This window comes from Rossellomorea aquimaris (assembly GCF_000935355.1).
Classification (GTDB): domain Bacteria; phylum Bacillota; class Bacilli; order Bacillales; family Bacillaceae_B; genus Rossellomorea; species Rossellomorea aquimaris_B.
Genome location: NZ_JXZC01000003.1, coordinates 85,684 through 101,470, shown reverse-complemented (window position 1 = coordinate 101,470; position 15,787 = coordinate 85,684). Strand labels below are relative to the sequence as shown.

Below are 15,787 nucleotides of genomic sequence, written 5' to 3'. Positions count from 1 at the left end.
TTGTGAATTATTTCACATTATAAATTTAACATAATTTGTGATTTGTTGGAAGGAATATAGGAAAGTTTTTCTGGATGGATACAGCTGTATCCCCCTTCAAATAACACCAAAACGTATCCCGATGTGTTCTCCCCTGTTTATTTCCATACTGTACGGGAAACACACTACTAACAACAACAAAAGGAGGAATTCATTATCGCACACGATCCAAAACAAGCAGCCGCACAAATGAACGAAGACAAAAAAGAGGATATCCTGCAGCAATTCGACTCGTTCAAGAACTACCTGGGAAATCAGGTTCAAAAGGGAGAAAAGCTAGGTCTTAGTGAGGAAGCCTTGTCTAAGGGTGCTAAACGCGTTGCAGACTATTTAGCGGAGCACGAGGAGCCGCGCAACCGGGAGCAGAAAGTGTTGAATGAGATGTGGAACGTGGCCAATAAAGAAGAGCGGGAGCATATGGCTCATGTTCTGGTCAAGCTTGCTGACCAAACCAACTAAATCACGCAGTAACGCCCGCAGCGATTTAGACCGCTGCGGGCATTTTCTTATGACTGAACATTTACATGCATATAAGCCAGGGCATCTTTCACTGTAGCAAGCGTAGGAATCGATGATAGGTCGATGTTCTTGTTTATGGTACTCATGGCCATTTCCGGCCGTAGTCCCGTGATGATTGAACGAACGCCCAGTAAGGCTAGCACACTTGTAATCTTAAATAAAGCATCCGTGACGTAATGATTTAATGTATAAACACCGGAGAAGTCGATGATTACATGATTCACGTTCTGTTCCCTCACTTTGGCCGGAATGATTTCGAGTAGCAAGCGGGCTTTCTCTTCATCGATCTTCCCGACAATCGGTAGGACGGCAATATCATCCAGCAAAGGAACCAGTACAGCAGATAATTCGTTGATTTCAGCCACCATTTCCGTTTGCTGTTTTTCCCTTTCTTTCTTCTCCATGATGTCATGTACATATGTTTGAATCGCCTGAGTATCCCCTATCATCAGGGGGTGACAGTACAATTCGACTTCCACGGTCGATCCGTCCGTTCGATAAACCGTCTCCTCAATGACGTCGGCGGGCTTTCCGTACGCAGATTGAATTCTTTTCCTGATTGCGTCCTTGGAGGATTCCTTGAAAATATCCAAGGGACTTTGACCAACGACGCCATCTTTATCCGTTCGAAAAAATTCTTCCGCAGCCCCATTCACATACATGATTCTGTAATCCGTATGTATGATAAGTGGATCTAGTGAATATTCCATAACCTTGAGATAATCTATGTCTGACATATCCTCGCTCACAATGCTCACTCCTTTTCCCTAACCATAGCGTTATTCACTGTGGGACGCAAGAAATAAGGGAAACCGTTTCCCATTCGACATATATCCAGGGTCACTACATATATCGAAACTTACACTTGCCTATGGAACAGGAAACAGATAAAAAGACCTGCCATGATTGTTTGACAGGTCTTCTTTGGTTTACGAAACGATCCGGCTATTGGAATTAATTGTTTGAGTTGTTTGAGCTGTTGGAGCTGTTGGAATTATTCGAGCTATTCGAGCTTCCTGACTGGCTTCCGCCTTTCGCTCCGATTTCCTGGTAGAATTTCTTATCGTGATTTTCTGCAGTTGCTTCTCCACCTTTTTCACCGATCTCTTGGTAGAATTCTTTGTCGTGGTTCTTCGCTGTTTGTTCGCCGCCTTTACGACCGGCTTCCTCGTAACTCATTTTGTTCCCATTGTTGTTGTTGCTGTTGCTGTTGTTGTTGCTGTTGTTACTGTTAGACATGAATAAAATCCTCCTTAAGTTTAGTAAAATGGTGTTGTACGTTTGTACATTGGTTATATACCTCGTGAGTTGAAGTTTAAACAAAAAGTGGGTTCTTTTAACATTTTTGTAATTTAATTTACACCGAATTGGGAGCAGGATGGTTTTTGTCTTACAAGGCCCTGAGGCATGAAGGCTCTCTGATAGAAGTGCTTCTTAAAAAGGTGTATGATAAAAGTAGAAATTTTCCAAATAATAAAGGAGTCTTGCTACATGGATTACATCAAGCGGGGAACACGCGAATTCAATCATGCAAACCTGGCCCTGTTTGCAGGGGGATTCAGCACCTTTGCCATCTTGTGGGGAACGCAGCCCCTGCTTCCAGAAATCGCAAAGGAGTTTGCTGTCTCACCAGCCACCTCCAGTCTCAGCCAGTCTTCTACAACGATTGCCCTCGCTATCAGTCTATTAATTGCAGGTTCCTTATCTGACGTATATGGAAGAAAATCCGTCATGACCTTTTCTTTACTCACATCATCCATTCTTGCCGTTTGCACAGGGTTTGCATCAAGCTTCCATATGCTCATCATTGGCCGGATCCTGCTGGGAATCACGCTCGCCGGACTTCCTGCTGTCGCCATGGCTTACTTGGGTGAGGAAATCGAAGCGAAGAGTCTCGGAATGGCCATGGGATTATACATAAGCGGAAATTCCATCGGGGGAATGTCCGGCCGGATCATCAGCGGCGTCCTTACCGACCAGTTCAACTGGCATGTCGCATTGATGGGAGTCGGGATCATCAGCATGCTCTCAACGGTCATCTTCCTCGTGTTCCTCCCGCCGTCTGCCCATTTCAAACCGCAGACGTTTCAGTTGAAATCATTGGCCGGATCCCTGTTCAGCCAGTTTAAAGTTCCTGGGCTCACGTATCTCTTCACCATCGGATTTCTATTGATGGGCGGATTCGTATCCCTCTACAACTACATCGGATTCGAGCTGATCGCACCACCTTACTCGCTAAGCCAGACCGTCGTCGGCTTTATCTTCATCGTCTACATCGTCGGTACCTTTAGCTCGACGTGGATGGGAATGCTCTCCGATCAGTATGGTAAAGAAAGAATCCTGCCCTTGTCCCTCGTCATCATGTTATCCGGGGTGCTTTTGACCCTGCATCCGAATCTGTGGGTAAAAATCATCGGGATCGCTGTCTTTACTTACGGATTCTTTGCCGGCCACTCCATCGCCAGCAGCTGGGTCGGACGATTGGCCGTCCATGATAAAGCACAGGCTTCAGCACTCTACTTGTCTGCCTATTATGCAGGATCGAGTGTCGGCGGTACCGTCAGCGGCAGCTTCTATCACCACTTCAGCTGGGCCGGTGTGGTATGGATGATCGTCACTCTTTCCGTGATTTCAATTGGGATTTCGATTTGGTTGGGGAGAAGGGACGTTGCGAGATCTACATAAAAGAAGACTTATCAATAAGTCCTCTTTCTTTGTCTCGGGTAAGACTTACAATTCTATCAGCCCATTTAGTCAGATTCTCTTAAGCTGCCCCATCTCTTTCCCAACAATGGGCCTCCTTCTTATATGAAGCAATCCTCTCAAACCAGGATGTTCCCTCTTTATAACAAATAAAGAAGCAACCAGCTTTCTTGAACCGGTTGCTTCTTTTCATCTATATCTTTGTCACTTCTATATAGCGTAGCTGGATTCCGTCTTTTTCAATCACTTTAAAGCGATGACCTTCTTCCTCAATGAAGCTGCCCACTTTGGCATCGAGGTTCTGTGTCATGAACCAGCCGCCAATGGTGTCGATGTCCAGTTCTCCAATGTCGATGGATATGTTCAAAAGAGAGTTGACATCATTGATGAGAACCTTTGAATCAAGAAGGTAATGACCATCCTTGAGCTTTCGGATCTCCGCTACTTCATCCTCATCAAATTCATCCCGGATTTCACCGACGATTTCTTCAAGGATGTCCTCGACCGTCACGATGCCGGATGTACCCCCATATTCATCAATCAGAACGGCAATATGGACCCGCTCTTTCTGCATTTTCACAAGCAGGTCATGAATTGGGATCGTCTCGATGACAGTAATGATCGGATTAATAAAAGGTCGGAGTGAAAAGTTCTTATCCAGTTCGTTGACCATCGCCTCAGTCAAGAGTTCCTTCATATTGACGAATCCTTTGACGTTATCTTTATCTCCGTTCACGACAGGATAACGCGTGAAATTCTCTTTTCGAATGGTATCGATCACGTCCTCGAGCGTATCGTCTATGGAAAGGGAGACGATTTCTTTTCGTGGGACCATGATTTCCTTCGCAATCCGCTCATCGAATTCAAAGATGTTGTTCACATACTTTAGTTCGTTCTTATTGATTTCCCCGCTTTTAAAACTCTCCGAAAGCAGGATCCGAAGCTCTTCCTCAGTATGGACTTCTTCATGCTCAGAAGCAGACTTCAGCCCGAAGATTCCTACAAGCACTCGTGCAGACCCATTTAAGAACCAGATAAAAGGATACATGATCCGGTAGAACCAGATGATCGGTCCTGAGAATAATAGCGTGACGGCTTCTGCTTTCTGGATTGCCACCGTTTTTGGTGCAAGCTCCCCGACTACAACGTGAAGGAATGTCACAAGGGCAAAGGCAATACCAAAGGAAAGGACATGCGTGATCGCTTCATTCAACTCGAAATAAGCAAAAAGTGGATGCAAAAGCTTCTCCACAGTCGGCTCACCAAGCCACCCTAGTCCAAGGGCCGTAATCGTGATTCCAAGCTGGCAGGCAGATAGGTACTCATCCAGATGAGTGACGACCTTCTTGGCGGCCATCGCCCCTTTCCGGTTCTCTGCTATGAGCTGATCAATCCTCGAACCCCGTACTTTTACAATCGCGAATTCCGTCGCTACGAAAAAAGCGGTTAAAGCAATCAATAAAACGATTAAAATTAGATTTATAGACGTTGTCAATTAGCAGCCTTATCCTCGGATAAGGCTTACACCTCCATCATGATATATTTCATCCACAGAGTGAATGGTTGGATTGATGAAAGCATGAAGTTGTAAACTACTGATCTCTAGAAGGGATTGCATAGAACCCATGATGAGAAGTAGACCGTTCAGCTTCCAGTAACCCGGATCGAACCATTGAATCTAATGTTATGCAGCATTGCTTAGCTGAATTGTATCTTAGCTTCTCTGTCCCATTTTCATCCCTCCAGCCGTTATGATAAAATAATATAGTATGATTTTACTTAATTATGAGAATTTAATCAAACATCTTACGATTGGCGATTACCCAAATCGATTTGGACACCATTTTATTTAAACGTTTCCTTACAAGCCTCCAATTCCCTTTTATCGTGAAATCAAATCCTTGCGAACATACCATTCCCCAAACTTTTTCATCCCCGAATCTTCTTTCACCCTGTTATACTCCAAAAAATCTACCTCATCAAATTCAGCCAGTGTTTTATGGAAATGCTTCGGGATAAATAGATACCAAAGATCTGACCACTTACTATCATTCTCGGAACCTCTTATCTCCTGTGAGATGAATCCTGGAGATTTACTCTCAAAGAATCTCATTTCCTCTCCATCATAGTAAGCGAGGCAGGATCTAAATTCACACTCCCTGTTCTCCTCATCCCTTAACAACTTCAAAATCCCCTCTATGCCGATCGTATCTAGCATGTGATTGACATACGCTCTCGGGAAACCGTTCAGCGCCTTAATAAAAAAGCCGGAATCCAATGCAATACATGGACGCTTCACGATTGAGTAAGCTTGTAAAACTTTCTGCTTCGCAATTTCTCTGATATCATCACTTCTCGGTTCATTCAATTCAGCCTCGATTGGTAATACCTTTATATTTGTTAATTCCTTCTGTGCTGACGCGATTTTACCTTTGTTTGTGGTTACGAATATGATTTCTTTCATTTTTTTGTTTCTCCTTTGCTTTAATCCATTATGCCAACACTCAATATTACAAACTTTCTATCAGGATGTACAACTGGAATTTCTCAAAAAAAAATGAGGCTTATTCCGGTATCATAAGCCCCTTCAATTGCAACACTATCCAGTGCCATCTTGTATTCCTTTTAATATATTAGGTTGAGCACGATTTCTGAGGTAATCCTCCCCAAGAATCCCATAAACCGCACAGTCCTTATACTGCCCTTTCGCATTACGGATCATATGCCGGATGATCCCTTCCTGCTCCATCCCGGCTTTTTCCATGATCCTGCCTGAAGCCGGATTATCCGTATTATGGGCTGCGGATATTTTATGAACATTCATATGTACAAAGGCAAATTCCACGACCGCTTTCAAGGCTTCGGTCCCATATCCTTTGTTCCACCAATTGAATCCAAGGGAATAACTGACCTCGCAATTTCCTGTAGAGTGGTCAAAATCATACAAATCGATCTCTCCGATGAGTTCACCCTCTTCTTTGAGTTCAATTCCCCAGTGACAAAACGCTTTCGATTCATACCCCCTCACAATCTTCTTCACCCGCTCTTTTGTTTCGTCAACGGTCTTATGTGCCGCACTGACTCGATTATCCGAGATCCGCTCATCCGAAATCCAGTGGTCAAAGACGCTTTGGATATCGTCGAGTTCCAATTTCCGCAGGATGAGTCGATCGGTTTCCAAATCGGGACTTCCGTAAAAACGGACCATACTATCTCTCCTTATACCTTAGCGCATCATTTTAAAAATAAGTAACCATCATAATCACAAAACTGATAAGCGTATATAAGACAGCTCCATAAAACACTGAACCTACATTGGCTTTTAATTCATTGTCCTTTTGGATCTTCCACCCTGCCTCACTGGCCTCCAAAGTCGCTCCTTTTGATAACGTACCGCCACTACTATTAAAAAAGAAAAGTCCGACCGTTAATCCCAGTCCGATGAAAAAGCTCCATTCTCCGTAAGAAAAAGAGAAGAGAAGACTCCCGATCCAAATACCAATAGCCAATATGGCAGCCGTCACCAATGATGTTCGTGTTATAAATTTCTTCATCCCAATCCCCCTTTATACACCTATCTTCTACGGATTGAATGATAAAAAGTTTCAATTTTCAGTCTAAAACACTAATGAACATAAAAGGGAAGCTCCCCTTTTTCAGGATAAGCTTCCTATACCGGAATAAAATGGCTTTGTCCAACCACAAGATTCAAGTTTCCCCATCATGAGTAAGGCATATCCTAAAATCATACTTAAAATGATCGATACTACTAACAACTAAATCCCCCTAAAATTCAACATAAAACGGATGCTCATCCTCATCCAGACAAAGCTCGATCCGCTCTCTGAAATTTGAGTGTGTCACCATCTCCAGCGCCTCCCCGATTGGAAAGAACCCTACCTCCAAACTCTCCTCTGAAGTCGTCGGTTCCCCTCCCACGGGCTTTGCGAGAAACAGGGTGTTGCAGATGGATCTCTTCACATTTTGAAAGACCCCGCAAAATGCCAACACCTCGACATCCATACCGGTCTCTTCTTTCGTCTCCCTGATCGCAGCCTCTTTCAACGACTCTCCTTCTTCCACCTGTCCGCCCGGCATTTCCCAGCCGCGTCTGGGTCCTTTTATTAATAGGATTTTCTGCTGGTCATTGATGACAATGGTCGCTGCTGAAATAATATGTTTTGGCGGTGAATAGATAGCTTGTGTGTTTTGCGTCATAAAAAACACTCCTCCATAGAGTTATCCTCAGACCTAATTTAAAATAGGTTTGGGAGTAGATTTTAAAAATGCCTTTTTCACATAAACGGTATAAGACAACATAATGACAGAAAAAACAAAATTCCCTATAAAGGGCTGTTGAGGTTGATTCGTTAATAATATGAAACTGACTAACCCAAAAACAACCGAGTACATGATGAATATCCAAAAGCCCCACTTTTTCAATCTCATGTACCCATAGACCATCACCAGGGAAAAGAGCGCCACCACTATCCTCATGATTCTTTCAGGTATGACCGATACTCCAAACCGTTCTGACATGCTTATGGTGTCAGCATCAGCCTGATAAAAAATGGCGGTAAACAATAATACGATGCTACCAAAAATATAAAAATAACCAATGATGGATACACCTAAAGGTCTATTCACTAATTCCCCCTCCTTAATGGTACGTCGTTTCAATTCTCCTTTACCACGTCTGCTGATACCAATTATGTCAAAATAAACCAATATACTCAATCACTATTTTACTTAAAAAAACCTGCCCACTTTCGGATAAGCTTCCTGTATACACTTACGACCACTCCATATCCTTTTCCACCCAAAAACCCTCATCCGAATTCCTTACCACTACATCAAAATACTCGTACTTTGGGTGCATAAACACTTCGTATTGAATTCTCCGCTCGTCATGGGTCTTTCGTAAATACTCCACATCCATGCCTCTTTCAGACACATCGCGGATTCCCCTTCTCATAAGCTCAGTCTCACCATCTGTGTAAAAGTAAATCTTAAGGTCGTATAGAACGGGATTGCTGAATGCAACCGTCATCCCTTCTACAATCGTCAGGTTGTTTCGGGATGAGATGAGCCGGCTTCTTTCATAAGGGACGTCAATGGTATAGAAATCCATTCCCTCCTTCACCATCCTGATATCGCGATCGAGGGCGAATAGATGGTGAGCCGCAGGATGGCAGGCGGTCATTTTGGATTGATGGATTTCGTTGTTGTATTCATATTGGATGGAAGTGTGCTTTCTGACGTCGGAATTGACAATATAGGGATCGGTGTTGATATAATTGACCCCTTTTCCGTCCAGAAGCGTCAAAAGCTTTTTGGCAAACGTCGTTTTACCGGAAGCACCGTGGCCTGAAATGCCGATGACCATTCTGCCATCCTGCTTGTTTAATTGATTGACTATGTTATGTAAGACCTTGTCCATGATTTCTCTCCTCATTTATAAGCTATTCTCAATCATCCCCGCTGGCATCACACTCGTCCCCATCCTCATGCCGATCAAGATTTCGGTCTGGATGCCCCAGTTCATACATCCGATTCCGCATCCTTAATTGCTTGATGACCATTGCCAGTAAGAATCCGGCCAGGGAAAGATAGAGTAAGTAATCGAGATCGAATAACAGAGAAACACATAATAATAGAATTGAAGGAAGGGCTATCAGCAACTGAATCTTTCTCATCGGGAAGTGGCCAATCTTACAAATTCCTCGCTATCCTTTATACATAACCTCATTCCTTTTTCCCAAAAGGCTTCTTCGGTAATGTCTTCCCCCAAATGCTTCATGACGAGGTCTTCTGTCGACATGCTGCCTGAATCCCGCAAGAGGTCCATATAATGCTCCTCGAACCCTTTCCCCGTTTCCTTGGCCCTGGCGAAGAGATTCAGTGCAAGTAAGTAACCAAAGGTATAAGGAAAGTTATAGAAAGGAGATTCTGTTTTATAAAAGTGGGGTGTCCATACCCAGGAGTGAACAGGAATCTCATCAAGGGAGCCGGCATAGCCTTCTTCCAAGGCAGCCCCCATCAGTTCGTTCAAGCGTGCTGCGGGCACAAATCCCTTTTTCCGTTCTTCGTGAAAGTCCTTTTCAAATATGAATCTGGCGTGTAGGTTCATGAAGTTCATGACGCTGCGCTTCAATTTCTCATCCAGGAGGAACAGCTTCTCCTCGTCGGACTCCGCTTTTTCCATGGCCGCCTCCAGGATGATCATCTCTGCGAAGGTTGACGCTGTTTCGGCCAAGCTCATGGGATAGGCTTTGTTCATCCCATTCACCGATTTCATCGCATGGTTATGAAAGGCATGCCCGAGTTCATGCACAAGGGTCAACACCCCTTTGAAAGTGCCGGGAAACGTGAGGAAGACCCTCGACTCCCCTGTTAACGGAAACCCTGCACAAATGGGAACCGCCGACTTTCCAGGACGATTTTCTGCCTCGACCCAGCCTTCCCGGAATGCTTTCTCCGCAAATTGTCCCATTTCAGTTCCAAATTCACGAAATTGCTCCTGTATCAACGCGGCCGCTTCCCCGTACTCGATTCCTTGGTGATGGTGATGCATCGGGGACCAAAAGTGGTAGGACTTCATTTTTGTATCTCCATTCATCCGGGCTTTCACGTTCAGATAGTCGGCAAATGGTTCTTTATATCTCTCCACGACTGAAAACATGCTATTCAGCGTTTCTTCCTTCATCCGGTTTTGAACGAGAGGAACATGTAGTACGTCCTCGATCCCCACGCTCTTATATAAGTTCAACCTGAATCCGGCAAGATGATTCAGGATTTGAGCGAATTGCCCTTCATGCTCCGTCCACTTTTCCACCAGTGCCTCATGAGATTTTTCTCGCACCGAAGCATCATGATGCGAACGCAGATTGATAGCCTGGCCAACGGAGTAATCCTGACCATTCACCCGTACCTTGATGCTGCCCATGAACGATTGATAGAACTGTCCCCAGGCATGGTACCCGTCTGCCATGAGGTCCGATACTTCCTGCGAAGGCTCACGGTCCGCTTCTTCCCGCCATTCAGAGAGGATGAATCGATACTCCTTGAGATCCTCTGAATCAAGCAGCGTCTTCCATACCGATTCCTCCGTATGGGCTAATTTTCTCTTCAGGTCACTCGTAATAGAATCATATTTTGATTGAAGAACCGTGGTTTCCCCTCGATAGAATTGTGCATCTTGGTCTTTCGGATTTTCTGAAAGCAGACAGATGGCGTAGGATCTGGCTTGAGATATGGACATCTTTATTTCTCTAAGCCGGTCAAGAAAAACGACTAATTGATCAGACTCTAGTGGAGCCGTCCACTCTTTCACCATTTCTTCGAACTCCATGATCTTGGCTTCCGTCCGCATCATATGGTCATGTAAATCAGGTGATGTGCTTCCACCTTTGAAGATGCTGTCCAGATTCCATACTGTTTGATATTTTGTTTGAGTCATCATAAGCTCCCCCTATCTAGTTCCGACAAAACATACGTTCTTATTTTAAGCTATTTTGAACATTTTTCCAACTTCTATTTGTCCCAAAATTCCAAATAGACTATAATTTGTTCATACCACTGAATCGGAGGATCACATCATGCCGCCTGTCTCATTAGTTGAATACAACGAAACATATAAACGTAAGCTTAGCGACTTCCACCTGCCGGGAGATCAGCTCCAATTCACCAGCATGCCTCTCGATAAAATCCGGAATCCTTCTATCTCAAAGGACACCAGGCACATAGTCATCCTGCATGACGACGAACCCGTCGGCTACTTCGCATTGGAAAAAGGGGAAAAGCTTCGTAAATATTCATCTAATCCCAAGGCAAGACTACTAACCTCGTTCTCTATCGATGCCAAGCGGCAGGGGCAGGGCTTTGCCCAGAAGGGACTCCATCTGTTGCCAAGCTTCATCAGGGAAAACCTCCCCGATACAAAAGAAGTGGTCCTTGGTGTGAACAAACGGAACAAAGCAGCCATCGGCCTCTACCTCAAGACAGGTTTTACCGACGAAAACGAGGTCTATGAGGGACCAAAAGGACCTCAACATATTCTGCACCTGAAGGTTTGATAAAAAACAGGAATGCCCGCTTTGAGCATTCCTGTTTTTCAACCCGTACAAATCACCAGCCTATCCCCGGCATGTTTTTGAATGAGGAAATAGGAAAAGTTTCATATCTCTTGATTCCAAGACGACCTCATACTCCAGCTGATCTACATAAGCGTAGAAAAGAACTTCATCCGGGATTATATAGTGAGAGCCTTCATCTCTGTAAATAATTCAACATCCCTTACGGTAAAAGTCCGTTCAAATGTAATGATATCCCCTACTTTTAACGACATGAAACCATCCTCCCTGCAGGTTTCTATTTATTTTGAATCAACCCGAACCCGATTCCAGTTGGATCCACAAGATAAGCAAGGTAAAAGTCGTCAAATTCCATGATGTCCCGGACCACCATCGCACCGTTTTCTTTTGCTTTATCCATCGCCATTTCGATGGAATCTACCTCGATTTGAATCCGTGTCCCGTGGGGATGGTCGCTTGGACCCTTGCCAATGCCACCGTCTATCCCTCCGTTTTCTTGATTCCCGGTTGAAACTCCCCTGAAATCCCACCTTGGTTCAGCCACTTCCCACCCAAAGACATTTGAATAAAAGGCTGCTGCTTTCTCTGGATTTTGACTGCTGATTTCAAACCCTACTACTTTACCACTGGACTTTTTCATGATTTATCCCCCCGTTGTATCCTGCTTCTGTCAACCGTGGACTCCATAGCTTCATTTCGCATTTCTAAAATGAATTCCTTATACACATAGTCCCTTCCACCATTCTTTTCATACCAATTTTTAATACGATTGACGTGTGCCTCATCACTTCGAATGGCGTTTTCGATTTCAACGTAATCTTCATAACTGTCATACTCCCAAATAGCGAAGATTTCAACCGTTCCATCCTCGTTATCCTTCATCCAGCGTCCGATCAGACGAGAACCATGCATTAATTGGTTAGGCAGGTTAAGGGTGTTGAAAAGGTCATTGAAAATATCGACAAATTCTTTTTTTACGGTATAGAACTTCCTTCTATAAAACATACATAACCCCTTTTAGTTTATTTCACACCTTCTCACAATCCACCAAGTAATCTACTACAGTACAGATAAGATTCTATCAAAGACATAAACGAGTCTTTCCACTAAATAACTTTATTTGGATAGGGTCACATTTCCCGAACGGTTCAATCTTAAGTAACCCATAAAAACATCTTTAATCATTTGTGACTTTTCAACTTCGATCAATTTATTCCCCTTCACCGCCGCATATCCACATACCTCTTCATACAATAACGGAGACCCAGTCCCTACCTTGTAAACCTTCTCTTTCACCAGGCTTTCTCCATTCACTTTAACATCTGAAAGTATGCCGTCATGGTGACTCCACGTAACTCCAGAGAACGCTAAAGCCCCGATCGGGATCCCGTGCGGCCTGAATCCATTTCCGTATACCTGTTTGGAGGTAATCTCCCCATTAAAACTATCTTCTATCAATCTCACAATTTGTTCACCTTTAAGCTCCATCAACACAGGAGAATGCATGCTTTTGCATCTGTTGTACACATCGCCTTTCGTCACATCGCCGGCTTCCAAGCCTTGGTCCACTGCGGCTCCGCCATACATAATGCCAACCTCAGACTGCCAGTAGTTCCGGACGGCCACTGCCATTAATTGAATGACATCAGCATGACTAAGGTCTTCCCTCGTCGTAAACAATACCTCAGACAGAAATTCATTCGTTTCCTCGCGACCCTTTTCTAAAATGGCTTCCATGCTGGCATCGATTTCGGATTCGAGTGTGATTTCCACTAATTTCCCTTCGAATGATTCAATCGTATAAAGACCCTTCTCTGTATGAACATCCAATTGCAACTCCCCGACAAATTGCCCGTGAGACCCTGCTTGAACAATCACGACGCCGGATTCCACAACGGGACTTTGAAGTACCGTATGAGAATGAGCTCCTACGATCACATCGACCATGCCACTGATTTCTTTCGCCATTTCCACATCGGCACCATACCCCAGATGGGATAGAAAGACGATGACATCCGCCCCCTGCGCTTTCAAATCAGACACGGATTTTTTAATGGCCGTAAGGGTTTCCAGATTCCTGAATCCGTGCTTATTTTCATATAGATCCCCGAATTGATCGGTCGCTCCAAATAGTCCAACCTTCACACCGTTATCCACTGTCACGAGGAGCGTTTCCTTCATCCCGCCGATGGGAGTCCCATCACCCTCTACAAGATTCGATAACAACCACGGGACACCCGACTCCCGGCTATGCTTTCGTATCAACGCCGGTGTCGATCGCAGCAGCTCATTATTCCCCACCGACATCGCATGATACCCGACATCCGCAAGCATCTCCAAGTGCATAAGGCCATTCGTCGCCAGGCACTCATTGATACTCATATCCATGTGATCCCCGCCATCCAGCAATAAGTAACTCTCCCCTTGCGCTTTAAGCTCCCTGACACGTTTCTTTATGTACGCAGCCTGGCGTATGACCAGATCATAGTTTCCATGAAGGTCATTGGTGTGAAGAATGGTGATGGTTTTGTTCATATGTATTTCCCCCTTTTTATAAGTGCTTGCTTAACTCGATGTCCGCGTATTGTTCAGGACTGTGCTCTTTATGCCTCAATGCATGACAAAATCTTCTCTTTCAAACCACCATTACTTGTGAACAGAATATACGTTTCTGAACTTGTTCGGATCACAACTCTATCCGTGTGTCCATATGGATAACCTATTCTCATTGCTGTTTTCCCTTCACCGCTATATGTATCATCATCTCGCACTTCCTTAATATCAGATAAAGGAATAGTGATATTGCTTAATTGCCATTTGATATTTAAGTTTTCGTCTTTCTTTGATACTTTTAATTCCATATGTTTCACTCCTATCCATACATACATTTACGAAAATTCTGATAAATAGTTTCAGATTTCACTCACCCACCTGCTTTATTTCATTCAGTCAAATGAATTCTTTTTTCGATTCCTTTCCTTCATATGATGATCCATGTCCCCCTACATTTTCATGTCTTTCACCATTTCCCTATACGAAGAAATCTTCTCAGTTAACATCTCATTCGTCGAAATCAATGTTTCGATCTGTTCTTGTATATTCTCCTGATGTTTTACTAATAAAGCGAGTCTATCTTCAGCTGTTTGGTTTCCTTCTATAAAAAGTTGTGTATATTTTTTTATATCGGAAATGGACATCTTGGTTTCCCTTAATTTAATGATGAATCTCAACCACTTGATATGGAATTCCTTGTAGCTGCGGACTCCTATAGTGGATCGATCGGGAGTGATGATTCCTTCTTTTTCATAGTAGCGCAAGGTATGAGGATTTACCCCTAACGCCTTGGCCGCTTCACTAATACTATACATAATTGGCCCTCCTATACATAAATGCTTGACTTAGAGTTCACTCTAACCTTTAGGATAGAATCGTACCATAACATGACAGGAGGAATGAAATATGAGCTACACAGTCATTACAGGAGCAAGCTCCGGAATCGGGTATGAGGCAGCCTTGGCATTTGCAGGCAGAGGAAAGAATATTATTGCCGTAGCCAGACGTGAAGATAAGTTATATGAGCTAAAAAAAGAAATCGAATCCCTGCATCCTGATGTAGAGGTTGTAACGATGACAGCCGATTTATCCGTGAGTGAGGATGTTTTTTCATTTTACGACCGTTTAAAGCCTTATGATATTGAAACCTTTATCAACAATGCAGGGTTTGGTAACTTTGATTCGGTTGCTGACCAGGACCTTTCGAAGATCCAAAGCATGCTGAGACTGAATATTGAAGCATTAACCGTACTTTCAACCCTCTATGTACGTGACTATGAGAAGGTGGCAGGAACTCAACTTATCAATGTTTCTTCCGGTGGAGGATATACGATTGTCGAAGATGCCGTTACCTATTGCGGAACAAAATTCTATGTAAGTGCCTTTACCGAAGGACTTGCCCAGGAGCTTGCATCAAAAGGTGCAGCGATGAAAGCGAAGGTATTGGCACCGGCAGCCACTGAAACAGAATTTGCCCAGCGTTCACTTGATGTAAATGAATTTGAATACAAAGGCACCGTCCCTCAATTCCACACTGCAAAGGAAATGGCTCAGTTCATGCTGGATCTATATGACAGTGAAAAAGTCGTTGGAATTGTTAACGGTGAAACGTATGAGTTCAGTTTGGTAGATCCCATTTATCTATATGCGAAACGAACGACTAACTAACATGGGAAAATTCGTTGTAACTGGGTAGGTTAAGGTATTTCAATTGGTTAAAGGGGGATTCATTAATGCCCCCTTTAATCTGAATTATTTAATTGACAATTGAATTTACCCCTCCACTCAAAGAAATTGTTCACTCTATCCGAAACCCCCAAATATTATTAGATTAATTTCCCATCTCTTCCTCGATCGAAGAAATTTTTCATATATGAAAC

19 protein-coding genes and 2 pseudogenes are annotated in these 15,787 nt (G+C 43.7%); 4 read left to right on the top strand and 17 right to left on the bottom strand.

The features are described 5' to 3' along the window. The first annotated feature begins 228 nt into the window (after positions 1-228). Positions 229-498, top strand: coding sequence for a DUF3243 domain-containing protein (locus TV75_RS10055; protein ID WP_044338625.1), 270 nt, complete (start codon positions 229-231; stop codon positions 496-498). Positions 499-545: 47 nt separating this feature from the next. On the opposite strand, the gene TV75_RS10050 is transcribed toward TV75_RS10055, so the two are convergent. Beyond that, the gene (locus TV75_RS10050) at positions 546-1,307 is read right to left on the bottom strand and encodes a PAS domain S-box protein (protein WP_044338624.1); all 762 of its coding nucleotides are present in this window, start codon (positions 1,305-1,307) and stop codon (positions 546-548) included. A 256-nt stretch (positions 1,308-1,563) separates the two neighbouring features. Then, positions 1,564-1,797: pseudogene (locus TV75_RS10045) on the bottom strand (KGG domain-containing protein); the annotation flags it as partial. Between the two features lie 252 nt (positions 1,798-2,049). On the opposite strand from TV75_RS10045, the gene TV75_RS10040 reads away from it, so the two are divergent. Next, positions 2,050-3,243, top strand: a complete 1,194-nt coding sequence (locus tag TV75_RS10040; protein WP_044338622.1) for an MFS transporter — start codon at positions 2,050-2,052, stop codon at positions 3,241-3,243. Between the two features lie 211 nt (positions 3,244-3,454). Here TV75_RS10040 and TV75_RS10035 read toward each other — a convergent pair whose 3' ends face one another. The 9 genes from TV75_RS10035 to TV75_RS09995 all read right to left on the bottom strand — a co-directional run bounded on the left by TV75_RS10035 (position 3,455) and on the right by TV75_RS09995 (position 10,720). Continuing rightward, positions 3,455-4,756: a hemolysin family protein gene (locus tag TV75_RS10035; RefSeq protein WP_044338621.1), complete on the bottom strand. Its 1,302-nt coding sequence runs from the start codon at positions 4,754-4,756 to the stop codon at positions 3,455-3,457. Positions 4,757-5,143: 387 nt separating this feature from the next. Continuing rightward, positions 5,144-5,725, bottom strand: a complete 582-nt coding sequence (locus tag TV75_RS10030) for a non-canonical purine NTP pyrophosphatase (protein WP_044338620.1) — start codon at positions 5,723-5,725, stop codon at positions 5,144-5,146. 135 nt (positions 5,726-5,860) lie between these two features. Further along, positions 5,861-6,469, bottom strand: coding sequence for a GNAT family N-acetyltransferase (locus tag TV75_RS10025; RefSeq protein WP_044338619.1), 609 nt, complete (start codon positions 6,467-6,469; stop codon positions 5,861-5,863). A gap of 31 nt (positions 6,470-6,500) precedes the next feature. Further along, the gene (locus TV75_RS10020; RefSeq protein ID WP_253275507.1) at positions 6,501-6,815 is read right to left on the bottom strand and encodes a hypothetical protein; all 315 of its coding nucleotides are present in this window, start codon (positions 6,813-6,815) and stop codon (positions 6,501-6,503) included. Positions 6,816-7,047: 232 nt separating this feature from the next. Next, a complete protein-coding gene (locus TV75_RS10015; RefSeq protein ID WP_044338617.1) occupies positions 7,048-7,479 on the bottom strand; it encodes an NUDIX hydrolase in 432 nt (143 codons plus the stop codon). A 33-nt stretch (positions 7,480-7,512) separates the two neighbouring features. Beyond that, positions 7,513-7,908: a hypothetical protein gene (locus TV75_RS10010; protein WP_044338616.1), complete on the bottom strand. Its 396-nt coding sequence runs from the start codon at positions 7,906-7,908 to the stop codon at positions 7,513-7,515. A gap of 145 nt (positions 7,909-8,053) precedes the next feature. After that, positions 8,054-8,701, bottom strand: coding sequence for a uridine kinase family protein (locus tag TV75_RS10005; protein ID WP_044338615.1), 648 nt, complete (start codon positions 8,699-8,701; stop codon positions 8,054-8,056). A gap of 28 nt (positions 8,702-8,729) precedes the next feature. Next, a complete protein-coding gene (locus TV75_RS10000) occupies positions 8,730-8,957 on the bottom strand; it encodes a hypothetical protein (protein ID WP_044338614.1) in 228 nt (75 codons plus the stop codon). Further along, on the bottom strand, positions 8,954-10,720 hold the full coding sequence (locus tag TV75_RS09995; RefSeq protein WP_044338613.1) for a M3 family oligoendopeptidase: 1,767 nt from the start codon (positions 10,718-10,720) through the stop codon (positions 8,954-8,956). The genes TV75_RS10000 and TV75_RS09995 overlap by 4 nt, the downstream gene beginning before the upstream one ends. Before the next feature lie 139 nt (positions 10,721-10,859). On the opposite strand from TV75_RS09995, the gene TV75_RS09990 reads away from it, so the two are divergent. After that, positions 10,860-11,336: a GNAT family N-acetyltransferase gene (locus TV75_RS09990; protein WP_052504515.1), complete on the top strand. Its 477-nt coding sequence runs from the start codon at positions 10,860-10,862 to the stop codon at positions 11,334-11,336. Positions 11,337-11,501: 165 nt separating this feature from the next. Here the strand turns inward: TV75_RS09990 and TV75_RS21475 are convergent. From TV75_RS21475 to TV75_RS09965, 6 genes and pseudogenes are all read right to left on the bottom strand, one after another. Further along, positions 11,502-11,608: pseudogene (locus tag TV75_RS21475) on the bottom strand (enoyl-CoA hydratase); the annotation flags it as partial. Between the two features lie 23 nt (positions 11,609-11,631). After that, complete coding sequence (locus tag TV75_RS09985; RefSeq protein ID WP_044338611.1) at positions 11,632-11,994, bottom strand: VOC family protein; 363 nt, start codon at positions 11,992-11,994, stop codon at positions 11,632-11,634. Continuing rightward, positions 11,991-12,359: an NIPSNAP family protein gene (locus tag TV75_RS09980; RefSeq protein ID WP_044338610.1), complete on the bottom strand. Its 369-nt coding sequence runs from the start codon at positions 12,357-12,359 to the stop codon at positions 11,991-11,993. The genes TV75_RS09985 and TV75_RS09980 overlap by 4 nt, the downstream gene beginning before the upstream one ends. Before the next feature lie 111 nt (positions 12,360-12,470). Then, positions 12,471-13,889, bottom strand: a complete 1,419-nt coding sequence (locus TV75_RS09975) for a bifunctional metallophosphatase/5'-nucleotidase (RefSeq protein ID WP_044338609.1) — start codon at positions 13,887-13,889, stop codon at positions 12,471-12,473. 68 nt (positions 13,890-13,957) lie between these two features. Next, positions 13,958-14,215, bottom strand: a complete 258-nt coding sequence (locus tag TV75_RS09970; RefSeq protein ID WP_044338608.1) for a SunI/YnzG family protein — start codon at positions 14,213-14,215, stop codon at positions 13,958-13,960. A gap of 141 nt (positions 14,216-14,356) precedes the next feature. Further along, positions 14,357-14,722, bottom strand: coding sequence for a MerR family transcriptional regulator (locus TV75_RS09965; protein ID WP_044338607.1), 366 nt, complete (start codon positions 14,720-14,722; stop codon positions 14,357-14,359). A gap of 91 nt (positions 14,723-14,813) precedes the next feature. Between TV75_RS09965 and TV75_RS09960 the strand changes: the two genes are divergently transcribed. Then, entirely contained in the window at positions 14,814-15,575 is a 762-nt protein-coding gene (locus tag TV75_RS09960; RefSeq protein WP_044338606.1) for an SDR family NAD(P)-dependent oxidoreductase, read from the top strand. Positions 15,576-15,787: the final 212 nt, after the last annotated feature.

Coding starts and splice junctions, on each gene's coding strand:
- TV75_RS10055 (WP_044338625.1), top strand. CDS start 229: ATGAACGAAGACAAAAAAGAGGATATCCTGCAGCAATTCGACTCGTTC.
- TV75_RS10040 (WP_044338622.1), top strand. CDS start 2,050: ATGGATTACATCAAGCGGGGAACACGCGAATTCAATCATGCAAACCTG.
- TV75_RS10030 (WP_044338620.1), bottom strand. CDS start 5,725: ATGAAAGAAATCATATTCGTAACCACAAACAAAGGTAAAATCGCGTCA.
- TV75_RS10025 (WP_044338619.1), bottom strand. CDS start 6,469: ATGGTCCGTTTTTACGGAAGTCCCGATTTGGAAACCGATCGACTCATC.
- TV75_RS10020 (WP_253275507.1), bottom strand. CDS start 6,815: ATGAAGAAATTTATAACACGAACATCATTGGTGACGGCTGCCATATTG.
- TV75_RS10015 (WP_044338617.1), bottom strand. CDS start 7,479: ATGACGCAAAACACACAAGCTATCTATTCACCGCCAAAACATATTATT.
- TV75_RS10005 (WP_044338615.1), bottom strand. CDS start 8,701: ATGGACAAGGTCTTACATAACATAGTCAATCAATTAAACAAGCAGGAT.
- TV75_RS10000 (WP_044338614.1), bottom strand. CDS start 8,957: ATGAGAAAGATTCAGTTGCTGATAGCCCTTCCTTCAATTCTATTATTA.
- TV75_RS09995 (WP_044338613.1), bottom strand. CDS start 10,720: ATGACTCAAACAAAATATCAAACAGTATGGAATCTGGACAGCATCTTC.
- TV75_RS09990 (WP_052504515.1), top strand. CDS start 10,860: ATGCCGCCTGTCTCATTAGTTGAATACAACGAAACATATAAACGTAAG.
- TV75_RS09985 (WP_044338611.1), bottom strand. CDS start 11,994: ATGAAAAAGTCCAGTGGTAAAGTAGTAGGGTTTGAAATCAGCAGTCAA.
- TV75_RS09980 (WP_044338610.1), bottom strand. CDS start 12,359: ATGTTTTATAGAAGGAAGTTCTATACCGTAAAAAAAGAATTTGTCGAT.
- TV75_RS09975 (WP_044338609.1), bottom strand. CDS start 13,889: ATGAACAAAACCATCACCATTCTTCACACCAATGACCTTCATGGAAAC.
- TV75_RS09970 (WP_044338608.1), bottom strand. CDS start 14,215: ATGGAATTAAAAGTATCAAAGAAAGACGAAAACTTAAATATCAAATGG.
- TV75_RS09965 (WP_044338607.1), bottom strand. CDS start 14,722: ATGTATAGTATTAGTGAAGCGGCCAAGGCGTTAGGGGTAAATCCTCAT.
- TV75_RS09960 (WP_044338606.1), top strand. CDS start 14,814: ATGAGCTACACAGTCATTACAGGAGCAAGCTCCGGAATCGGGTATGAG.